Origin of the sequence: Enterobacter cloacae complex sp. P2B (assembly GCF_014895985.1) — a bacterium.
GTDB lineage: Bacteria > Pseudomonadota > Gammaproteobacteria > Enterobacterales > Enterobacteriaceae > Enterobacter > Enterobacter bugandensis.
In genome coordinates this window covers 196,462-213,764 of the sequence record NZ_JADBQQ010000011.1, presented here as the reverse complement: position 1 = coordinate 213,764, position 17,303 = coordinate 196,462, and the positions used below count along the sequence as shown (strand labels likewise).

Below are 17,303 nucleotides of genomic sequence, written 5' to 3'. Positions count from 1 at the left end.
GAGGGGGCAACATGATGAAACTCTATGGCGTACCCGGCTGGGGCTCGGCAATCAGTGAAGTGATGCTGACCCTGGCTGATATCCCTTATCAATTTGTGAACGTTGACGGGTTTGACCAGCCCGGCCCGCAGCGTGAACTGCTGCAAAAACTCAACCCGCTGTGCCAGGTGCCCACGCTGGAGCTGGAAAATGGCGCCATCATGACCGAAACGGCGGCGATTGCTCTGATGGTGCTTGACCGTTGTTCCGATCTCGCCCCGCCCGTGGGACAGGCCGAGCGTCAGCAGTTTCAGCGTCTGCTTATCTGGTTCGTGGCGAACGTCTATCCCACCTTTACCTATGCCGATTATCCCGAACGCTGGGTGCCTGATGCGCCGGAACAGCTGCAGAAAAACTGCATTGAGTACCGGAAATCCCTCTATCTGTGGTTTGAAAATCAGCTTAAGGCCGCGCCGTTTGCGCTGGGTGAACGGCTGACGCTGCTGGATGTGTATATTGCGGTGGCGCGCACCTGGGGGCCTCGCCATGAGTGGTTTGCGACAAATACGCCGAAGCTTACGGCGATTGCGGATACCGTATGTCAGCTGCCGGAACTGCACAAGGTGTTAAAGGCAAACAACATTATCTGATAACGTGGAATGCTCACACATAACAGGAAGCCTGCATATGCCACACGTAGATATCAAATGTTTTCCCCGCGATCTTAACGACGAGCAAAAAACCGCGCTGGCGGCAGATATCGCTGAGGTGATTATTCGCCATTTCAACAGCAAAGACGGTTCAGTATCGGTGGCATTGAACCAGGTAAACCCGGAAGACTGGAAGGCGCAGGTCTGGGATACCGAAATCGGACCGAAGCTGGACGAGTTGATTAAAAAGCCCGGGTATTCAATGTAATCTTTCGCCGGGTGAGGTCATCGTCTTACCCGGTTTCTCCTGCCGCTTACGCCTTCTTTTCGCAAAAAACGTTAAAAATAAGTTTTATCTGATCCGTTACACTTAACGTTTACGACCGACATTTAATCAATCCTTAGGAAAGATCGACAACAGAATCAATTAAGGACAGTCACATTAAAGGATAATTTTCTCATGACAAAATTACCCCGGTTTTCACCTGCTTTTTTCCACCCGCGATACTGGCTAAGCTGGACAGGCATCGCCGCCCTGTGGCTTATCATGCTGCTGCCTTACCCGCTGTTGTTCAGACTCGGACACGCTCTGGGCCGGTTAGCCATGCGCCTTCTACCGCGCCGTGTCGAGATTGCCCGCCGTAATCTGGAACTGTGCTTCCCGCAGATGGAAGCAGAAGCGCGTGAATCTTTGCTGCAGCGAAATTTTGAATCCGTGGGAATGGGGGTTATCGAAACCGGCATGGCGTGGTTCTGGCCTGAATGGCGGGTGCGTAAATGCTTTACCGTGCGCGGTTACGAACATATGGAGCAGGCCAGGGCGCAGGGAAAGGGCGTGGTGCTGGTTGGCATGCATTTTCTGACGCTTGAGCTGGGCGCGCGGATATTTGGTATGCTTAACCCCGGTATTGGGGTTTATCGTCCCAACAATAATGCGCTCCTGGACTGGCTACAAACGCGCGGTCGTCTGCGTTCGAATAAAACCATGCTGGATCGTCATGATTTAAAAGGCATGATCCGTGCCCTGAAGCAGAATGAAATTCTCTGGTACGCGCCGGATCATGACTATGGCAAAGCCAACAGCGTGTTTGCGCCATTCTTCGCCGTCCCGGATGCCGCCACGACGGCGGGCAGCTATATGCTGGTCAAAAGCGCTAAGCCTGCCGTTATTCCGTTTGTGCCGCGCCGCAGAGAGGACGGTACAGGGTACGAGCTGATTATTCTTGAAGATATCAGCGCGTCATTGCAGGGTGCGGATAAAGAGTCTGTCGCAACCCAGATGAACCGGGCGATCGAGCGCGCGGTGCTGATGGCGCCGGAGCAGTATATGTGGCTGCACCGTCGCTTCAAGACGCGTCCTGAGGGCGTGCCGGACAGATATGCCCCTAAAAAAATCTCCGCGCCCCCTCGGGCTGGCTTAACCGACGATGAATTCTCGCAGCAGTCGGGCATGCAGCACTAAAACGCCACGCAAAAGGCTGCTGGAGCTAGTTTCCGGCAGCGCTTTTGGCCTTTAGCAGTATTTCCATCAGCCCGGGAAAACGGGCATCCAGATCCTCCCGACGCAGTGAAATCATATTTTCTCGTCCCTGCGGACGCTGCCAGATGACCCCACTGTCGCGTAACACGCGCCAGTGGTGGGTCATCGTGGACTTCACCACATCTTCCGGGCGCAGTGCGTTACAGCTGAGTTCGCTGCCATCGGCGAGCCGGCGAATAATCGATAGCCGGAGCGGGTTGCCGAGGGCAAACAGCACATTTTCCAGCAGTATTTGTTCAGTTTCAGGGTGGTTAGGGATCATCGTTTTCCTGCGCGTGATGTCAGATTGAGCTATATCAACAATAGGTCAACCCTTAAAAAATAGTTCGATAATACTCGTACAATAGGACTATTATAGCAAACGAACCAATGCACGACCATCCCGGTCGTCACAAACACGTCATAGTGACTAAGGAAATATCATGCCCCGACCCATTCCTCTCGAACGTTATCGCAACATCGGTATCTCCGCGCATATCGATGCCGGTAAAACCACCACCACTGAGCGCATCCTGTTTTATACCGGGATGAGCCACAAGTTGGGTGAAGTACACGATGGCGCGGCAACCACCGACTGGATGGCGCAGGAGCAAGAGCGCGGGATCACCATTACGTCCGCGGCGGTCAGCTGCTTCTGGCCAGGCATGGACAGAGGCTTTGAGCCGCACCGGATCAACATCATCGACACTCCGGGGCACGTGGACTTCACCATTGAGGTGGAGCGTTCCATGCGCGTGCTCGACGGCGCGGTGATGGTGTATGACTCCGTGGGTGGCGTGCAGCCGCAGTCGGAAACCGTCTGGCGTCAGGCCAATAAATATCACGTACCGCGTCTGGCCTTCGTCAACAAAATGGACCGTCCGGGTGCCGATTTCTTCCGCGTCGTGCGGATGATGCAGGAGCGCCTGAAGGCCAATCCGGTGCCGATTGTCATCCCGGTGGGTGCCGAAGATCATTTCACCGGCGTGGTGGATCTCATCAAGATGCGCACCATTCTGTGGGACGATGCGACGCAGGGTATGGTGTTTACCTATGCCCCCGTGCCGGACGATTTAGTCAGTACCGCCCAGGAGTGGCGGGAAAAAATGGTCTCCGCGGCGGCGGAAGCCAGCGATGAACTGATGGACAAATACCTGGAAACGGGCGACCTGACGGAGGCGGAAATTATCCAGGGGCTGCGCATTCGCACCATCTCGGGCGAAATCCAGCCGATGCTGTGCGGCAGCGCCTTTAAAAACAAAGGTGTGCAGCGCATGCTGGATGCGGTGATTGAGCTGATGCCGTCCCCGCTGGACGTGCCGGCCATTGACGGCGTTGATGAAAAAGGGCAGCACGCGGAGCGTCATCCGAGTGATGATGAGCCGTTCTCGGCGCTGGCGTTCAAGCTGATGAGCGACCCGTACGTCGGGCAGCTGACCTTTATCCGGGTCTACTCTGGCGTGCTGCGCAAAGGCGATGCGGTTTATAACCCGGTGAAAGAGAAGAAAGAGCGCATCGGGCGCATCGTGCTGATGCATGCCAACGATCGCCATGAGGTGGACGAACTGCGCGCGGGTGATATCGCGGCCTGTGTCGGGTTAAAAGACGTGACCACCGGCGACACGCTCACCGATCCGAACGCCGTGATCACGCTTGAGCGCATGGAGTTCCCGGATCCGGTGATCTCGCTGGCGATTGAGCCGAAAACCAAGGGCGATCAGGAGAAAATGGGCATTGCGCTGCAGCGTCTGGCGGCGGAAGACCCGTCTTTCCGCCTGCACACTGACGAGGAGTCCGGTCAGAACATTATCTCCGGGATGGGTGAGCTACACCTCGAGATCATCGTCGATCGCATGAAGCGTGAGTTTGGCGTCGAGGCGAACATTGGTCGTCCGCAGGTAACCTACCGGGAAACCCTGCGCAAGGCGGTGAAGGATATTGAAGGGAAATTTGTCCGACAGTCCGGCGGGAAAGGGCAGTACGGTCATGTGGTCCTGAGCCTGGAGCCGCTGGAGCCCGGAAGTGGTTTTGTATTTGAAGATGCCACCAAGGGCGGCGTGGTACCGCGCGAGTATATCCCGTCCGTAGAGAAAGGGCTGCGGGAAGCGATGAACAGCGGCGTGCTGGCGGGCTATCCGGTCGTAGATGTTAAGGCGACGCTGACGTTTGGCTCGTATCACGACGTCGACTCCTCGGAGATGGCGTTCCGCATGGCGGCGATCCTCGGCTTCAAGGAGGGCGCTCGCAGGGCGGATCCGGTGATCCTTGAGCCGATCATGCACGTGGAAGTGGAAACCCCGGAAGAGTACGCCGGGAACATCATGGGCGATCTCTCTTCCCGACGCGGCATGGTGCAGGGAATGGCGGAGCAGTACGGAAGCCAGATTATCCGCGCCGATGTGCCGCTGGCCGAGATGTTTGGCTACGCCACGACGCTGCGCTCGATGTCCCAGGGACGCGCGACGTACACGATGGAGTTCCATCATTTTGCGGAGGCACCGCGGAATGTTGCGGATGAGATTATTGCGCGGCGTGCGAAGTGATACGGTCGGTTTCCTACAAATAATGCCTGCACGGACAACCCCTCTCCCTTGAGGGAGAGGGCTGGGGTGAGGGGGAACATACTACACTCGTGGTCATTCCGTTCACTTTATGCTCCTTGCTACTCTGTAACGACAATACCTGTGAACGTGCCAGGGCGGCTCAATCGCCGCCGCCCTGGCAACCCGGGCTCCCGGCGGTAAATCGCCGCTTCGCGGTGCCCTCAGCTTATTCCTTCAGGCTATCGGGTCGGGCATGAGCCTGCATCCCTGCAGGCCACGCCCTCTCGGCGCATCCCTGCGCCTCGCCCCGGCCTTACGGAAACGCTTCGGCGATTTACAGCCGGACCAGGGCGTCGCTGAAAGCCTACAGCCATCATGAAAGCAACTTTATTGCTTCTGCTTAAAATTACTGGGCATGCCTCAGCCCATAGAGGAAGGTTATCTCAATCCAGCGCCTTCACCATCTTCCCGCTCGCCACAAATGTCCCAGCCCCTAGATGATGCAGCGTATTCAACTTATCCTCGTCAAACTGCCAGCGCCCGGCGATAAACGCCCGCTCATCGGCTGCCGCTGAAACCACTTCTCCAAACAGCGTGTCGTATTTCTCTGCCGCAGAGGTGACGGGAAGTAATCGGCACTCCATCCACGCCAGACATTTTTCTTCAATCACCGGCAGCCCGAGCTCAGGGCCGTTCACGACCGGGATCCCGTAGCAGTTGAATTTGTCCTCGTCGCGCCCGCTGACGCTGCCGACAGCGTATGTCCAGTTAGCTGCTGCCACGCCGGGGATGACTATGCCAAACTTCCCGCTGTGCTCAATCAGCTCACGTGACCAGGTACTTTTATCCACCACAATCGCGATGCGCGGCGGTTCAAACTCAACGGGCATTGACCATGCGGCGGCCATCACGTTGCGTCTGTCCAGGGTTTCATCACGACTGGTGATAAGCACGGTAGGGCCGTGGTTCAACAGGCGGCTGGCATGACGTAATTCAACAGGGCGAAAGTGGCTCATAGGATCTCCTCATCTGTAACGATGAGTATGACGAAAAAGCACGTAAATCAAAGTGAGTGCGTAAAATTAGTTTATAAACAGAACATCACAATCAAAGGAAAATGATGTATGTCCCCCTTTCTGACTGACTATTTTGCCCGCATTGGGTGGGCGCAACCGACACGGGTTGATATCGAAACCCTGCACGCGCTGCATTTACACCACAACTGTGCGATCCCGTTCGAAAATATTGATGTCGCCCTGCCGCGCGAAATCCATCTTGACGATCAATGTCTGGTCGACAAGCTGGTGACGGCGCGACGCGGAGGATATTGCTTTGAGCAAAACGGCCTTTTCGAGCGCGTGTTGCGTGAAGTCGGGTTTAACGTGCGCAGCGTGCTGGGGCGGGTCGTACTGGCAAATCCATCGCAGATGCCGCCGCGCACGCACCGCCTGCTGCTGGTTGAGCTGAACGGCGAGCGCTGGATTGCCGACGTGGGGTTTGGTGGACAGACGCTGACGGCGCCGATTCGCCTGCTCGCCAACGAGGAACAGGAAACCCCGCACGGCATTTACCGTCTTCTGAGCGAGGGTAACGACTGGGTATTACAGTTCCGTCACCACGAGCACTGGCAGTCGATGTACCACTTTGACCTGACGACGCAGTATTTCAGCGATTACGTGATGGGGAACTTCTGGTCGGCGCACTGGCCGCAGTCCCATTTTCGTCATCATCTGCTGATGTGTCGCCACCTGCCGGACGGTGGCAAGCTGACGCTGACTAACTTCAACTTTACCCACTGGCAGAACGGTCACGTGGAGGAGCAGATCCATTTGCCGGATGCGGAGGCGCTGTATAAGCTGATGCAGGAGCGGTTTGGCCTTGGCGTTGATGATCCGAAGCACGGCTTTACACTGGCCGAGCTGACGGCAGTGATGGCGGGGTTTGATACGCATCCGCAGGCAGGGAAATAGCCCGGTGGCGGCTACGCCTTACCGGGCCTACGGGAGTGTGAACGTAGGTCGGGTAAGGCGTAGCCGCACCCGCACCCGACAGAATCAACGGCGCGATCTCACCACCTGATACCGACGGGTAAAATACTCAAACGGTGCGCTCCACACGTGCACCAGACGGGTGAACGGGAAGATGAGGAAGATCGTCATCCCCAGCACCAGATGGACGCGGAAGATCGGCGCGACGCCGCTCAACATCTCCGACGAGCCCCCCTTAAACGTTACGATCCCCTGCGCCCAGCCGACCAGTTTCATCATCTCGCTTCCGTCAGGATATTGCGCGGAGAAAGGAATGGTCGACAGCCCCAGGATGCACTGAAGCAGCAGGATACTCATGATGATAATATCCGGCGTGGTGGACGTGGCGCGTACCCGCTGGTTGAAGAGGCGGCGGATCAGCAACATTGACCCACCAATCAGCGTCAGTACGCCGCAAATGCCTCCCGCAATCATGGCCAACTGCTGTTTAACCGCGACGGGTAAAAACCAGGCGTACATCCAGTGCGGGGTTAACATGCCGAACAGGTGCCCGAAGAAGATCCCCAGAATCCCGATATGAAACAGGTTAGAGGCCCAGTTCATCCCGCGCTTGCTGAGCATCTGGCTCGATGAGGCCCGCCAGGTGTATTGCCCGTAGTCGTAGCGCAGCCAGCTGCCGAGGAAAAAAACGGTAGCACAGATATACGGGTAAATATCATAGAAAAACACGTTCAGGTAATGCGTCATTTTGGGCCTCCGGCGCTGACGTCCACGTACTGCGGCGCGACGTCCTGGCTAAAGCGTCGTTGATATTGCTGCATCGGCGAACTGTCGCACGATGTGGCGTTGTCTTCGATAAACTTCACCTGTTCCTCTTCCCACACGGCGTCCAGTGCCTGACGGGTATCATCCCGTTTTTCACCGGACACCTGCTTCGCCACGCTGTCGCTGGAAAGCCGTGTACCGGCCATCGTCAGCAGGGCGTCAAACAGCTGGTAATGCGCCTCGCCGCGCTGCTTGAGGCGACCACCAATCAGCGCCAGGATCGGCGCGACATTTTGCAATCCTTCACGCGCCTCGTCGTCGGTGACGAGGCTGAGGTATTCCAGGTAGAGCGGCAGATAGTCGGGCAGCTCGCGACAGTCCAGCTCCAGCCCGGCTTTCTCATACTGGCTCATCAGGTCGACCATCGCCTGACCGCGATCGCGGGACTCGGCGTGAACGTGCTCGAACAGCAGCAGGGACGTTGCGCGCCCGCGTTCAAACACTTCGCACCATTCGGCCTGCTTATCCAGCAGCGGGGCGCTCAGGTGCTGCTGCGCAAACGGCAGCAGCATGGGCGCGTCCTGCTCAACAAGGGAAAGCGCCTCATCGCGGTTTTCCCACAGCAGCTCATCGGGATACTCAATCAGCAGCGCGATGATTTTAAGGATCTGCATTATTCTCCCTCCCCGTGTTCGCGCACCTCGGTGATGTTAATCGCGTCGATGCGGCTGCTGTTGAAGAGGTTGAATTTGGTGTCGGAGCCGTGGCAGCCGTCGCCAAAGGTGAAGCCGCAGCCGTTTTTCTCCGGGAAGGCGTCGCGCGCCATTTCGCGGTGGCTGGTCGGGATCACGAAGCGGTCTTCGTAGTTAGCGATGGCGAGATAGCGGTACATCTCCTCAACCTGCGCTTCGGTCAGGCCCACTTCCTCAATGGCGCGGGTATCGGTCACGCCTTCCACGGTCTGGGAGCGTTTATAGTGACGCATCGCCATCATGCGCTTCAGGGCGCGCAGCACCGGGCCTGTATCGCCCGCGCTGAGCATGTTTGCCAGGTACTGCACTGGAATGCGCAGGCTTTCCACGGCAGGCAGGACGCCGTCACTCTGCGGCAGGCCGCCCGCATCCGCGTAGGACTGAATCGGCGACAGCGGCGGCACGTACCAGACCATCGGCAGGGTGCGGTATTCCGGATGAAGCGGCAGGGCCAGCTTCCAGTCCATCGCCATCTTGTAGACCGGCGAACGCTGGGCGGCATCAATCACGTTCTGTGGAATGCCCTGTTTCAGCGCTTCCTCAATCACCGCCGGATCGTTCGGGTTAAGGAACACGTCGCACTGGCGCTCGTAGAGATCGGTTTCATGCTCGGTGCTGGCGGCCTCTTCAATACGGTCCGCGTCGTACAGCAGCACGCCGAGATAACGGATGCGCCCGACGCAGGTTTCCGAGCAGACAGTCGGCTGGCCGGACTCAATGCGCGGGTAGCAGAAAATGCATTTTTCTGACTTGCCGCTTTTCCAGTTGAAGTAGATTTTCTTGTACGGGCAGCCGCTGATGCACAGGCGCCAGCCGCGACATTTATCCTGGTCGATCAGCACAATGCCGTCCTCTTCGCGCTTGTAAATCGCGCCGCTCGGGCAGGTGGCCACGCAGCTCGGGTTCAGGCAGTGCTCGCACAGGCGCGGCAGATACATCATGAAGGTGTTTTCAAACTGGCCGTACATCTCCTTCTGGATCTTCTGGAAGTTGCGGTCGCGGGCGCGTTTTTCAAACTCGCCCCCCAGCAGCTCTTCCCAGTTGGGGCCCCAGACGATTTTGTCCATCCGCTTACCGTCGATCAGCGAGCGGGGGCGCGCGGTAGGGAGGTGATCCCCCTCCGGCGCGCGGTGCAGATCCTGATAGTCAAAGGTGAAGGGTTCGTAATAATCGTCAATCTGTGGCAGGACGGGGTTGGCGAAAATCTTCGACAGCACGCCCATTTTGCCGCCGAGGCGCGGCGTCAGCTTGCCATGTATGCCGCGGATCCAGCCGCCTTGCCACTCCTCCTGATCTTCCCAGTTTTTCGGGTAGCCAATTCCCGGTTTGGTCTCCACATTGTTAAACCACGCATACTCCATCCCTTCGCGCCCGGTCCAGACGTTCTTGCAGGTGACCGAGCAGGTGTGGCAGCCGATGCATTTATCGAGATTCAGAACCATGCCAACCTGTGAGCGTATTTTCATTTTTTCGCCTCCTGTACCTGATCCCGACCTTCGCCATCCAGCCAGTTAATGTTTTTCATTTTGCGGATCATGATGAACTCGTCGCGGTTCGAGCCGACGGTGCCGTAATAGTTGAAGCTGTACGCCAGCTGGGCATAGCCGCCGATCATGTGTGTCGGTTTTGGGCAGACGCGGGTGACCGAGTTGTGGATCCCGCCGCGCCGTGCGGTCACTTCTGACCCCGGAATGTTCAGGATGCGCTCCTGGGCGTGGTACATCATGGTCATGCCCGGCGGCACGCGCTGGCTGACCACCGCGCGGGCGGTGAGGGCGCCGTTGGCGTTGAAGGCTTCGATCCAGTCGTTGTCCTCTATGCCCAGCTCGCGCGCGTCGGTTTCGCTGATCCAGACGATGGGCCCACCGCGCGACAGGGTCTGCATCAGCAGGTTTTCGCTGTAGGTGGAGTGGATGCCCCATTTCTGGTGCGGCGTCAGGAAGTTCAGCGCTTTTTCCGGGAAGCCGTTCGGCGGGATCTCGCGCATGTGGGTCACGCTGCGGGTATCAATCGGTGGGCGATAGGCCACCAGGCTCTCCCCGAAGGCGCGCATCCACGGATGATCCTGATACAGCTGCTGGCGGCCCGAAAGGGTGCGCCACGGGATCAGCTCGTGGACGTTGGTATAGCCCGCGTTATAGGAGACGTGCTCGCTCTCAAGGCCGGACCACGTCGGGCTGGAGATAATTTTGCGCGGCTGCGCCTGAATGTCGCGGAAGCGGATTTTCTCGTCTTCTTTGTTCAGCGCCAAATGGGTGTGGTCGCGCCCGGTCAGTTCCCCGAGCGCTTCCCAGGCCTTCACCGCCACCTGTCCGTTGGTTTCCGGGGCGAGGGCGAGGATCACCTCCGAGGCGTCAATGGCGGTTTCAATGCGCGGGCGGCCTTTCGCCGGGCCGTCGAGCTTGACGTAGTTCAGCTTGCCGAGGAAATCGACCTCGTTCTGCGTGTTCCACGAAATGCCTTTCCCGCCGTTGCCGAGCTTGTCCATCAGCGGGCCGAGGGCGGTGAAGCGTTCGTAAGTTTCCGGGTAGTTACGCTCGACCACCGCGATGTTCGGTGCCGTTTTACCGGGGATCAGGTCACATTCCCCTTTGCGCCAGTCCTGAATATCAAACGGCTGCGACAGCTCCGCCGGGGAGTCATGCTGCAGCGGCTGGAGCACCACGTCGGTTTCTGTGCCCAGATGGCCAACGCACACCTCGGAGAAGTCTTTGGCGATGCCTTTGTAGATCTCCCAGTCGCTGCGCGATTCCCACGCCGGGTCAACGGCGGCGGAAAGCGGATGAATAAACGGGTGCATGTCCGAGGTATTCATGTCGTCCTTTTCATACCAGGTGGCGGTCGGCAGGACGATATCGGAGAACAGGCAGGTGCTGGACATGCGGAAATCGAGCGTCACCAGCAGGTCGAGTTTGCCCTCGATGGCGGCGGTTTGCCACTCCACCTCTTCAGGCTTCACGTCATCCGTTGAGCCTAAATCTTCACCCTGAATGCCGCTCTCGGTGCCGAGCAGGTATTTCAGCATGTACTCGTGGCCTTTCCCGGACGAGCCGAGCAGGTTAGAGCGCCAGACGAACAGGTTGCGCGGGTGGTTCTTGCCGTTGTCCGGCTGTTCGCAGGCGAAGCGGATATCGCCCGATTTCAACGCCTGAACGGTGTACTCCTGCGGCGTCATGCCCGCCGCGTCCGCACGCGCCTTGACATGCAGCGGGTTGAGGTTGAGTTGCGGGGCCGACGGCAGCCAGCCCATGCGCTCGGCGCGAACGTTAAAGTCGATCAGATGTCCGGTGAACTTCGACGCGTCCGCCAGCGGGGAGAGCAGCTCCTGCGCGGTGAGCTTCTCGTAGCGCCACTGGCTGGCGTGGTTGTAGAAGAACGAGGTGCTGTTCATCTGGCGCGGCGGGCGGTTCCAGTCCAGCGCGAAGGCCAGCGGCAGCCAGCCGGTTTGCGGGCGCAGCTTCTCCTGACCGACATAGTGGGACCAGCCGCCGCCGCTCTGCCCGACGCAGCCGCAGAAGACCAGCATATTGATCATCCCGCGGTAGTTCATGTCCATGTGGTACCAGTGGTTCACCCCTGCACCCAGAATGATCATCGAGCGACCGTGCGTTTTGTGCGCCGTGTCGGCGAACTCGCGGGCAATTTTTTCGATCAGGTACGCGGGTACGCCAGTGATCTGCTCGCCCCAGGCGGGCGTGTAGGCTTTGATCTGGTCATAGCTGTCTGCGGCGTTACTGTCTTCCAGGCCGCGATCGAGACCGTAGTTCGCCAGCACCAGATCGTAAACGCTGACCACGCGTTTCTGGCTGCCGTCGGCGAGCGTCAGGGTTTTGCTCGGCACGCGGCGCGTCAGCACCGGCTCTTGCTTCACGCTGCGAAAATGCGGGTTTTCGTTGCCGCCAAAGTAGGGGAACGCGACGTCCGCCACGCTGTCGTGGGTAATCAGCAGGGAGAGTGTGAGTTCTGTTTCATGGCCCGCAGCCTGAGGCTCCAGGTTCCATTTGCCTTTTTCCCCCCAGCGGAAGCCGATCGAGCCGTTTGGCACCACCAGGTTACCGGCAATATCGAAGGCGACGGTCTTCCACTCCGCGTTATTGGCTTCCCCCAGCCCGTCGACAAGGTCCGAGGCGCGCAGCATACGCCCAGGCACCACGCGACCGTCAACCTGCTCGTCCAGCAGCACGAGCATCGGCATGTCGGTGTAGCGGCGGCAGTAGTTAAGGAAGTAATCGCTCGGGTTATCGAGGTGGAACTCTTTGAGGATGACGTGGCCCATCGCCATGGCGAGGGCGCTGTCGGTGCCCTGTTTGGGGGCCAGCCACTGGTCGCTGAGCTTGGCGACCTCCGAGAAGTCCGGCGTAATCGCAACGGTCTTAGTGCCTTTGTAGCGCACCTCGGTAAAGAAGTGGGCGTCCGGAGTACGTGTCTGCGGCACGTTCGAGCCCCAGGCAATGATATAGCTGGAGTTGTACCAGTCGGCGGACTCCGGCACGTCGGTCTGCTCGCCCCAGGTCATCGGCGACGCCGGCGGCAGGTCGCAGTACCAGTCGTAGAAGCTCAGGCAGGTGCCGCCCAGCAGGGAAAGATAGCGCGTTCCGGCGGCGTAGGAGACCATCGACATCGCCGGAATAGGCGAAAAACCGGCCACGCGGTCCGGGCCGTAGTTTTTGATGGTCCAGACGTTAGCGGCGGCGATCAGCTGGTTCAGCTCTTTCCAGTTTGAGCGGATAAACCCGCCTTTACCCCGCGCCTTCCTGTAGCTTTGCGCCTTTTGCGGATCGTTCTGGATGGCATCCCAGGCCAGAACCGGATCGGTATGCTGCGCCAGCGCCTCGCGCCAAAGTTCAATCAGCCTGCGGCGCACCAGCGGGTACTTAAGGCGGTTGGCGCTGTAGAGGTACCAGGAGTAGCTTGCGCCTCGCGGGCAGCCGCGCGGCTCGTGATTGGGCAGGTCAGGGCGGGTGCGGGGGTAGTCGGTCTGCTGGGTTTCCCAGGTCACCAGGCCGTTTTTGACATAAATCTTCCAGCTACAGGAGCCGGTACAGTTTACCCCGTGGGTGGATCGCACAATCTTGTCGAACTGCCAGCGCTGGCGGTAGCTGTCCTCCCAGTCGCGGTTGGTGTGATACACCTGCCCGTGCCCATCGGCGAAACTGTCGCCTTTTGTTTTGAAGTAACGGAAACGGTCCAGCAGTTTGCTCATGACATTTCTCCTGCTTCGATAGCATGGCCGGAGTGCGATGCATCACGCTCCGGCGAAGATGTAGTTTTTATTTTTTTGAGGATTTACGGCCATACACCAGCCAGGTGACCAACACGCAGACGATGTAAAACACGAGGAAGACTTTCATGGCCCCAACCGGCGAACCGGTCATTGCCAGCGATGTGCCGAACGCCTTAGGGATAAAGAACCCGCCAACGGCACCGATGGCGGAGATAAAGCCCAGCGCGGCGGCGGTCTCCGTCACCGCTTCATGCTGCGCCTGCTCGTCCGTGCCGCCCTGCTTCTTGACGCGGTCGAGGGTGATTTGGCGAAAGATAATCGCGATCATCTGGAAGGTCGAACCGCTGCCCAGCCCGGCGGTGAGGAACAGGCCCATAAAGACCAGGTAGAAGGCGATAAAGCTGCCGGAGCCAGAGCCGGGGAGCGTCAGGAAGATCAGGGCGCTGAAGATAGCCATAAAGACGAAGTTAATCAGCGTGACGCGCACGCCGCCCAGCCTGTCAGAGACCATCCCGCCCGCCGAACGCGCCAGCGCGCCGATCAGGGGGCCAAAGAAAGCGAGGTGCAGGATGTTCACGTCCGGAAACTGGGTTTTCGACAGCATGGCAAAGCCCGCCGAGAAGCCGATAAACGAGCCGAAGGTCGCCAGATAGAGCAGGCTCAGCAGCCAGAGGTGAAAGCGCTTCAGTACCGGCAGCTGGCTGGCGATAGAGGCTTTAGAGCTGGCGATATCGTTCATGCCAAAAAACGCCGCAAGGGTTGCCAGCAGCAGCAGCGGCGCCCAGACCCAGGCCGCATTGGCCAGCCACATCGTTGAGCCGTCTTCCTGCGGTACGCCGTGCACGCCGAGGAAGGTAAACATTGGCAGGAAAATCACCAGCGGAGCAAACAGCTGCATCACGCTGACGCCCAGATTTCCCAGCCCGCCGTTGATGCCCAGCGCGCTGCCCTGTCTGGCCTTTGGGAAGAAGAAGCTGATGTTACCCATGCTGGAGGCAAAGTTGGCCCCGGCAAAACCGCAGAGCAGGGCAATCACGATAAAGACCCAGTAAGGTGTCGCGGTGTTCTGAATGGCTATCCCCAGCCAGACGCAGGGGATAATCAGGATAACGGTGCTCAATACCGTCCAGTAGCGTCCGCCAAATATTGGCACCATAAACGAGTAGGGGACGCGCAATATCGCGCCAGAGAGTGAAGGTAATGCCGTTAGCATAAAAAGCTGATCGGTGGTGAAATTAAATCCGACTTTATTCAGATTGACCGCAACGGCGCTAAATAACATCCACACGCAAAACGCTAATAGCAGGCAAGCTACAGAAATCCATAGGTTTCTTCGTGCAATATGTTTTCCTTTATTCTCCCAAAATTGCGCGTTTTCAGGTTTCCAGTTACTCAACAGATGGGGATTACTTTTATCACTTTGTTGCGACATATCGCCCTCTTGCTTACCATGTTTGAGAGAAAAATGAAGTAAAAACAAAAAGATGATTAAAGAAGTGTTATTGGTTTTTTGGGATGCTTTGGGATACATCTGAAAGGATAGATAAAAAAGCGAACCCCCGAGATTAGAATGAAAATAAGGGCTCGCTTAATGTGTTACTAATTGTAACATTTTGCGTAATTTATACTCCGGAAGGAGTATTAAAACAATTCCAGCGTGATAAGTTTGTCGAGATGTTTATTAAATGCCGCATCGTCCATTTCAGGCATATTTAATACGGTGATCCCATCCAGGCCACAAACCAGCCCTATTAAACGCCAGGCGATATTTTCCGCCCGATCGGTAAGCGTGAACGCGTGGGCATCAGCCCCGGCGCGGATAATCGCCACGGTTTCCTGATGCCACATCTCCATGGTGAGGACATAAGCCGCTTTGATCTCGGGATCACGGCTGGCAAGAATTTGGGCTTCCCGCCAAAGGCGAATGTAAGGTTCAAGCCCACCGTCGTCACTGCCGAGCATGCTGTGCAACCGTTCCCGCCAGCCGGCGTTTTCACCCACCACGTCGGCATCCAGCAGCTCGCGGATCACGCGCACAAACGCCAGCGATTTTAACTCACCGCCGGAGGCAAAGTGGTGGTGGACCTGCCCGGTCGCGACGCCCGCTTCTGCGGCAATGCGCCGTACCGTCATGGCTGCCAGCCCCTCGGCCAGCGCCACGCGCATCGCAGCCTGTAAGATCGCTTCCCGCCGCTCTTCCTTGCTCAAATAGCGCATTTTTTCTCAACTCTCAATAAGACCGAAACGAGTGTAACAAAAAGCTGGACAGTTGTTCAACTTTACGTAGGATCGGATTCTGGACATGTGTCCATGTTTAAAATGAAAAGGAAATTTATGTTTCGTCAGTGGTTAGCGTTAGTAATTATCGTGCTGGTGTACATCCCGGTGGCGATTGACGCGACGGTGCTGCACGTGGCGGCGCCGACATTGAGCATGACGCTGGGTGCCAGCGGAAACGAATTGTTGTGGATCATTGATATTTACTCGCTGGTGATGGCGGGGATGGTGCTGCCGATGGGTGCCCTGGGTGACCGCATTGGCTTTAAACGCTTGCTGATGATCGGCAGCACGCTGTTTGGCCTGTCGTCCCTGGCGGCCGCGTTTGCACCGTCGGCAGGGTGGCTGATAGCGGCGCGCGCCTCGCTGGCGATCGGTGCGGCAATGATCATTCCGGCTACGCTTGCGGGGATCCGCACGCTGTTTACCGACGCGAAAGATCGCAACATCGCGCTCGGCGTCTGGGCGGCAGTGGGTTCCGGCGGGGCGGCGTTTGGTCCGCTGATTGGCGGTATGCTGCTCGAGCATTTTTACTGGGGATCGGTGTTTTTAATCAACGTGCCGATTGTGCTGGTAGTGGTGTCGCTGGCCGCGCGTTTTGTGCCCCGTCAGCAGGGCCGACCGGAGCAGCCGCTGAATATCAGTCATGCCATCATGCTGATTGTGGCGATTTTGCTGCTGGTCTACAGTGCCAAAACCGCGCTCAAAGGCGTCCTGTCGCCGTGGCTGGTTGCCTCCGCGCTGGTGACCGGCTCGGTGCTGCTGTTTATCTTCGTGCGTATTCAGCTGCGCGCCCGCGTGCCGATGATCGATATGCGCCTGTTCTGCCATCGCATCATTCTGAGCGGCGTGGTAATGGCGATGACCGCCATGATTGCCCTGGTCGGGTTTGAGCTGCTGATGGCGCAGGAGCTACAGTTTGTCCACGGCTTTACGCCGTTTGAAGCGGGTATGTTTATGCTGCCTCTGATGGTCGCCAGCGGGTTCAGCGGGCCGATCGCGGGCGTGCTGGTTGGGCGATTAGGGCTACGCATCGTCGCGGCTGGCGGCATGGGGCTCAGCGCCGTCAGCTTCATCGGCCTGTCGATGCTCGACTTCAGTACGCAGCAGTGGCAGGCGTGGGGGCTGATGGTGCTGCTCGGCTTCAGTGCCGCCAGCGCGCTGCTGGCCTCGACCTCCGCCATTATGGCTGCCGCGCCGAAGGAGAAAGCCGCTGCCGCAGGGGCGATTGAAACCATGTCCTATGAACTGGGCGCCGGGCTGGGGATCGCTATTTTTGGTCTGCTGTTGACCCGCAGCTTCTCGGCGTCCATTGACCTGCCGCAGGGGCTGAATTCCTCGCTCGTCGATAAAGCCTCGTCATCCATTGGTGAAGCGATGAAGGTGGCGCAGGAGCTGACGCCGTCCCTCGCGGAGCCGGTGATTGAGGCGGCGAAAAGTGCGTTTATTACCTCCCACAGCGTGGCGCTGGGGAGTGCGGGCGGAATGCTGCTTTTGCTGGCTGTGGGGATCTGGTTCAGCCTGGCGAAGGTGCCGAAGCCGTAAAACACGCCCGGTGGCGCTGCGCTTACCGGGCCTACGGGCGCGGTTGTCCGAGCCGCGCCAC

Annotated in this window: 14 protein-coding genes; 6 read left to right on the top strand and 8 right to left on the bottom strand. The window is 58.2% G+C overall.

The window, feature by feature from the left end:
- The first annotated feature begins 11 nt into the window (after positions 1-11).
- From IM313_RS11115 to IM313_RS11105, 3 genes are all read left to right on the top strand, one after another.
- Positions 12-629, top strand: a complete 618-nt coding sequence (locus IM313_RS11115) for a glutathione S-transferase family protein (protein WP_192971128.1) — start codon at positions 12-14, stop codon at positions 627-629.
- A 37-nt stretch (positions 630-666) separates the two neighbouring features.
- Entirely contained in the window at positions 667-897 is a 231-nt protein-coding gene (gene pptA, locus IM313_RS11110; RefSeq protein ID WP_028013275.1) for a tautomerase PptA, read from the top strand.
- Positions 898-1,089: 192 nt separating this feature from the next.
- Positions 1,090-2,091: a Kdo(2)-lipid IV(A) acyltransferase gene (locus IM313_RS11105; RefSeq protein ID WP_045260610.1), complete on the top strand. Its 1,002-nt coding sequence runs from the start codon at positions 1,090-1,092 to the stop codon at positions 2,089-2,091.
- Between the two features lie 25 nt (positions 2,092-2,116).
- Here the strand turns inward: IM313_RS11105 and IM313_RS11100 are convergent, their stop codons facing one another.
- Positions 2,117-2,431 carry a helix-turn-helix transcriptional regulator gene (locus IM313_RS11100; protein ID WP_041909805.1) on the bottom strand — a complete coding sequence of 105 codons (315 nt, stop codon included), beginning with the start codon at positions 2,429-2,431 and terminating at the stop codon, positions 2,117-2,119.
- Positions 2,432-2,591: 160 nt separating this feature from the next.
- On the opposite strand from IM313_RS11100, the gene fusA reads away from it, so the two are divergent.
- Positions 2,592-4,691, top strand: coding sequence for an elongation factor G (fusA, locus tag IM313_RS11095; protein WP_192971127.1), 2,100 nt, complete (start codon positions 2,592-2,594; stop codon positions 4,689-4,691).
- A gap of 443 nt (positions 4,692-5,134) precedes the next feature.
- Here the strand turns inward: fusA and IM313_RS11090 are convergent, their stop codons facing one another.
- Positions 5,135-5,707 (bottom strand): flavin reductase family protein, encoded by a 573-nt coding sequence (locus tag IM313_RS11090; RefSeq protein WP_192971126.1) that lies wholly within the window; start codon positions 5,705-5,707, stop codon positions 5,135-5,137.
- 108 nt (positions 5,708-5,815) lie between these two features.
- On the opposite strand from IM313_RS11090, the gene nhoA reads away from it, so the two are divergent.
- Positions 5,816-6,661, top strand: a complete 846-nt coding sequence (gene nhoA / locus IM313_RS11085; protein WP_192971125.1) for an N-hydroxyarylamine O-acetyltransferase — start codon at positions 5,816-5,818, stop codon at positions 6,659-6,661.
- 84 nt (positions 6,662-6,745) lie between these two features.
- On the opposite strand, the gene narI is transcribed toward nhoA, so the two are convergent.
- The 6 genes from narI to IM313_RS11055 form a co-directional block, all read right to left on the bottom strand.
- Positions 6,746-7,426 (bottom strand): respiratory nitrate reductase subunit gamma, encoded by a 681-nt coding sequence (gene narI / locus IM313_RS11080; protein WP_022648214.1) that lies wholly within the window; start codon positions 7,424-7,426, stop codon positions 6,746-6,748.
- Positions 7,423-8,118, bottom strand: a complete 696-nt coding sequence (narW, locus tag IM313_RS11075; RefSeq protein ID WP_059357611.1) for a nitrate reductase molybdenum cofactor assembly chaperone — start codon at positions 8,116-8,118, stop codon at positions 7,423-7,425. Before narW ends, narI begins: the two co-directional genes overlap by 4 nt.
- Positions 8,118-9,662: a nitrate reductase subunit beta gene (gene narH / locus IM313_RS11070; protein WP_008501747.1), complete on the bottom strand. Its 1,545-nt coding sequence runs from the start codon at positions 9,660-9,662 to the stop codon at positions 8,118-8,120. Before narH ends, narW begins: the two co-directional genes overlap by 1 nt.
- Entirely contained in the window at positions 9,659-13,399 is a 3,741-nt protein-coding gene (locus IM313_RS11065) for a nitrate reductase subunit alpha (RefSeq protein ID WP_192971124.1), read from the bottom strand. The genes narH and IM313_RS11065 overlap by 4 nt, the downstream gene beginning before the upstream one ends.
- A gap of 67 nt (positions 13,400-13,466) precedes the next feature.
- Positions 13,467-14,852 (bottom strand): NarK family nitrate/nitrite MFS transporter, encoded by a 1,386-nt coding sequence (locus tag IM313_RS11060; RefSeq protein WP_049136451.1) that lies wholly within the window; start codon positions 14,850-14,852, stop codon positions 13,467-13,469.
- Between the two features lie 209 nt (positions 14,853-15,061).
- Positions 15,062-15,637: a TetR family transcriptional regulator gene (locus IM313_RS11055; RefSeq protein WP_059357609.1), complete on the bottom strand. Its 576-nt coding sequence runs from the start codon at positions 15,635-15,637 to the stop codon at positions 15,062-15,064.
- A 117-nt stretch (positions 15,638-15,754) separates the two neighbouring features.
- On the opposite strand from IM313_RS11055, the gene IM313_RS11050 reads away from it, so the two are divergent.
- Positions 15,755-17,242 carry an MFS transporter gene (locus tag IM313_RS11050; protein ID WP_059357608.1) on the top strand — a complete coding sequence of 496 codons (1,488 nt, stop codon included), beginning with the start codon at positions 15,755-15,757 and terminating at the stop codon, positions 17,240-17,242.
- Positions 17,243-17,303: the final 61 nt, after the last annotated feature.

Excerpts from the sequence above, each read along its gene's own strand:
- IM313_RS11105 (WP_045260610.1), top strand. The coding sequence starts at position 1,090 with ATGACAAAATTACCCCGGTTTTCACCTGCTTTTTTCCACCCGCGATAC.
- IM313_RS11115 (WP_192971128.1), top strand. The coding sequence starts at position 12 with ATGATGAAACTCTATGGCGTACCCGGCTGGGGCTCGGCAATCAGTGAA.
- IM313_RS11055 (WP_059357609.1), bottom strand. The coding sequence starts at position 15,637 with ATGCGCTATTTGAGCAAGGAAGAGCGGCGGGAAGCGATCTTACAGGCT.
- IM313_RS11100 (WP_041909805.1), bottom strand. The coding sequence starts at position 2,431 with ATGATCCCTAACCACCCTGAAACTGAACAAATACTGCTGGAAAATGTG.
- narI (WP_022648214.1), bottom strand. The coding sequence starts at position 7,426 with ATGACGCATTACCTGAACGTGTTTTTCTATGATATTTACCCGTATATC.
- narH (WP_008501747.1), bottom strand. The coding sequence starts at position 9,662 with ATGAAAATACGCTCACAGGTTGGCATGGTTCTGAATCTCGATAAATGC.
- fusA (WP_192971127.1), top strand. The coding sequence starts at position 2,592 with ATGCCCCGACCCATTCCTCTCGAACGTTATCGCAACATCGGTATCTCC.
- IM313_RS11065 (WP_192971124.1), bottom strand. The coding sequence starts at position 13,399 with ATGAGCAAACTGCTGGACCGTTTCCGTTACTTCAAAACAAAAGGCGAC.
- nhoA (WP_192971125.1), top strand. The coding sequence starts at position 5,816 with ATGTCCCCCTTTCTGACTGACTATTTTGCCCGCATTGGGTGGGCGCAA.
- IM313_RS11090 (WP_192971126.1), bottom strand. The coding sequence starts at position 5,707 with ATGAGCCACTTTCGCCCTGTTGAATTACGTCATGCCAGCCGCCTGTTG.
- IM313_RS11050 (WP_059357608.1), top strand. The coding sequence starts at position 15,755 with ATGTTTCGTCAGTGGTTAGCGTTAGTAATTATCGTGCTGGTGTACATC.
- narW (WP_059357611.1), bottom strand. The coding sequence starts at position 8,118 with ATGCAGATCCTTAAAATCATCGCGCTGCTGATTGAGTATCCCGATGAG.
- pptA (WP_028013275.1), top strand. The coding sequence starts at position 667 with ATGCCACACGTAGATATCAAATGTTTTCCCCGCGATCTTAACGACGAG.
- IM313_RS11060 (WP_049136451.1), bottom strand. The coding sequence starts at position 14,852 with ATGTCGCAACAAAGTGATAAAAGTAATCCCCATCTGTTGAGTAACTGG.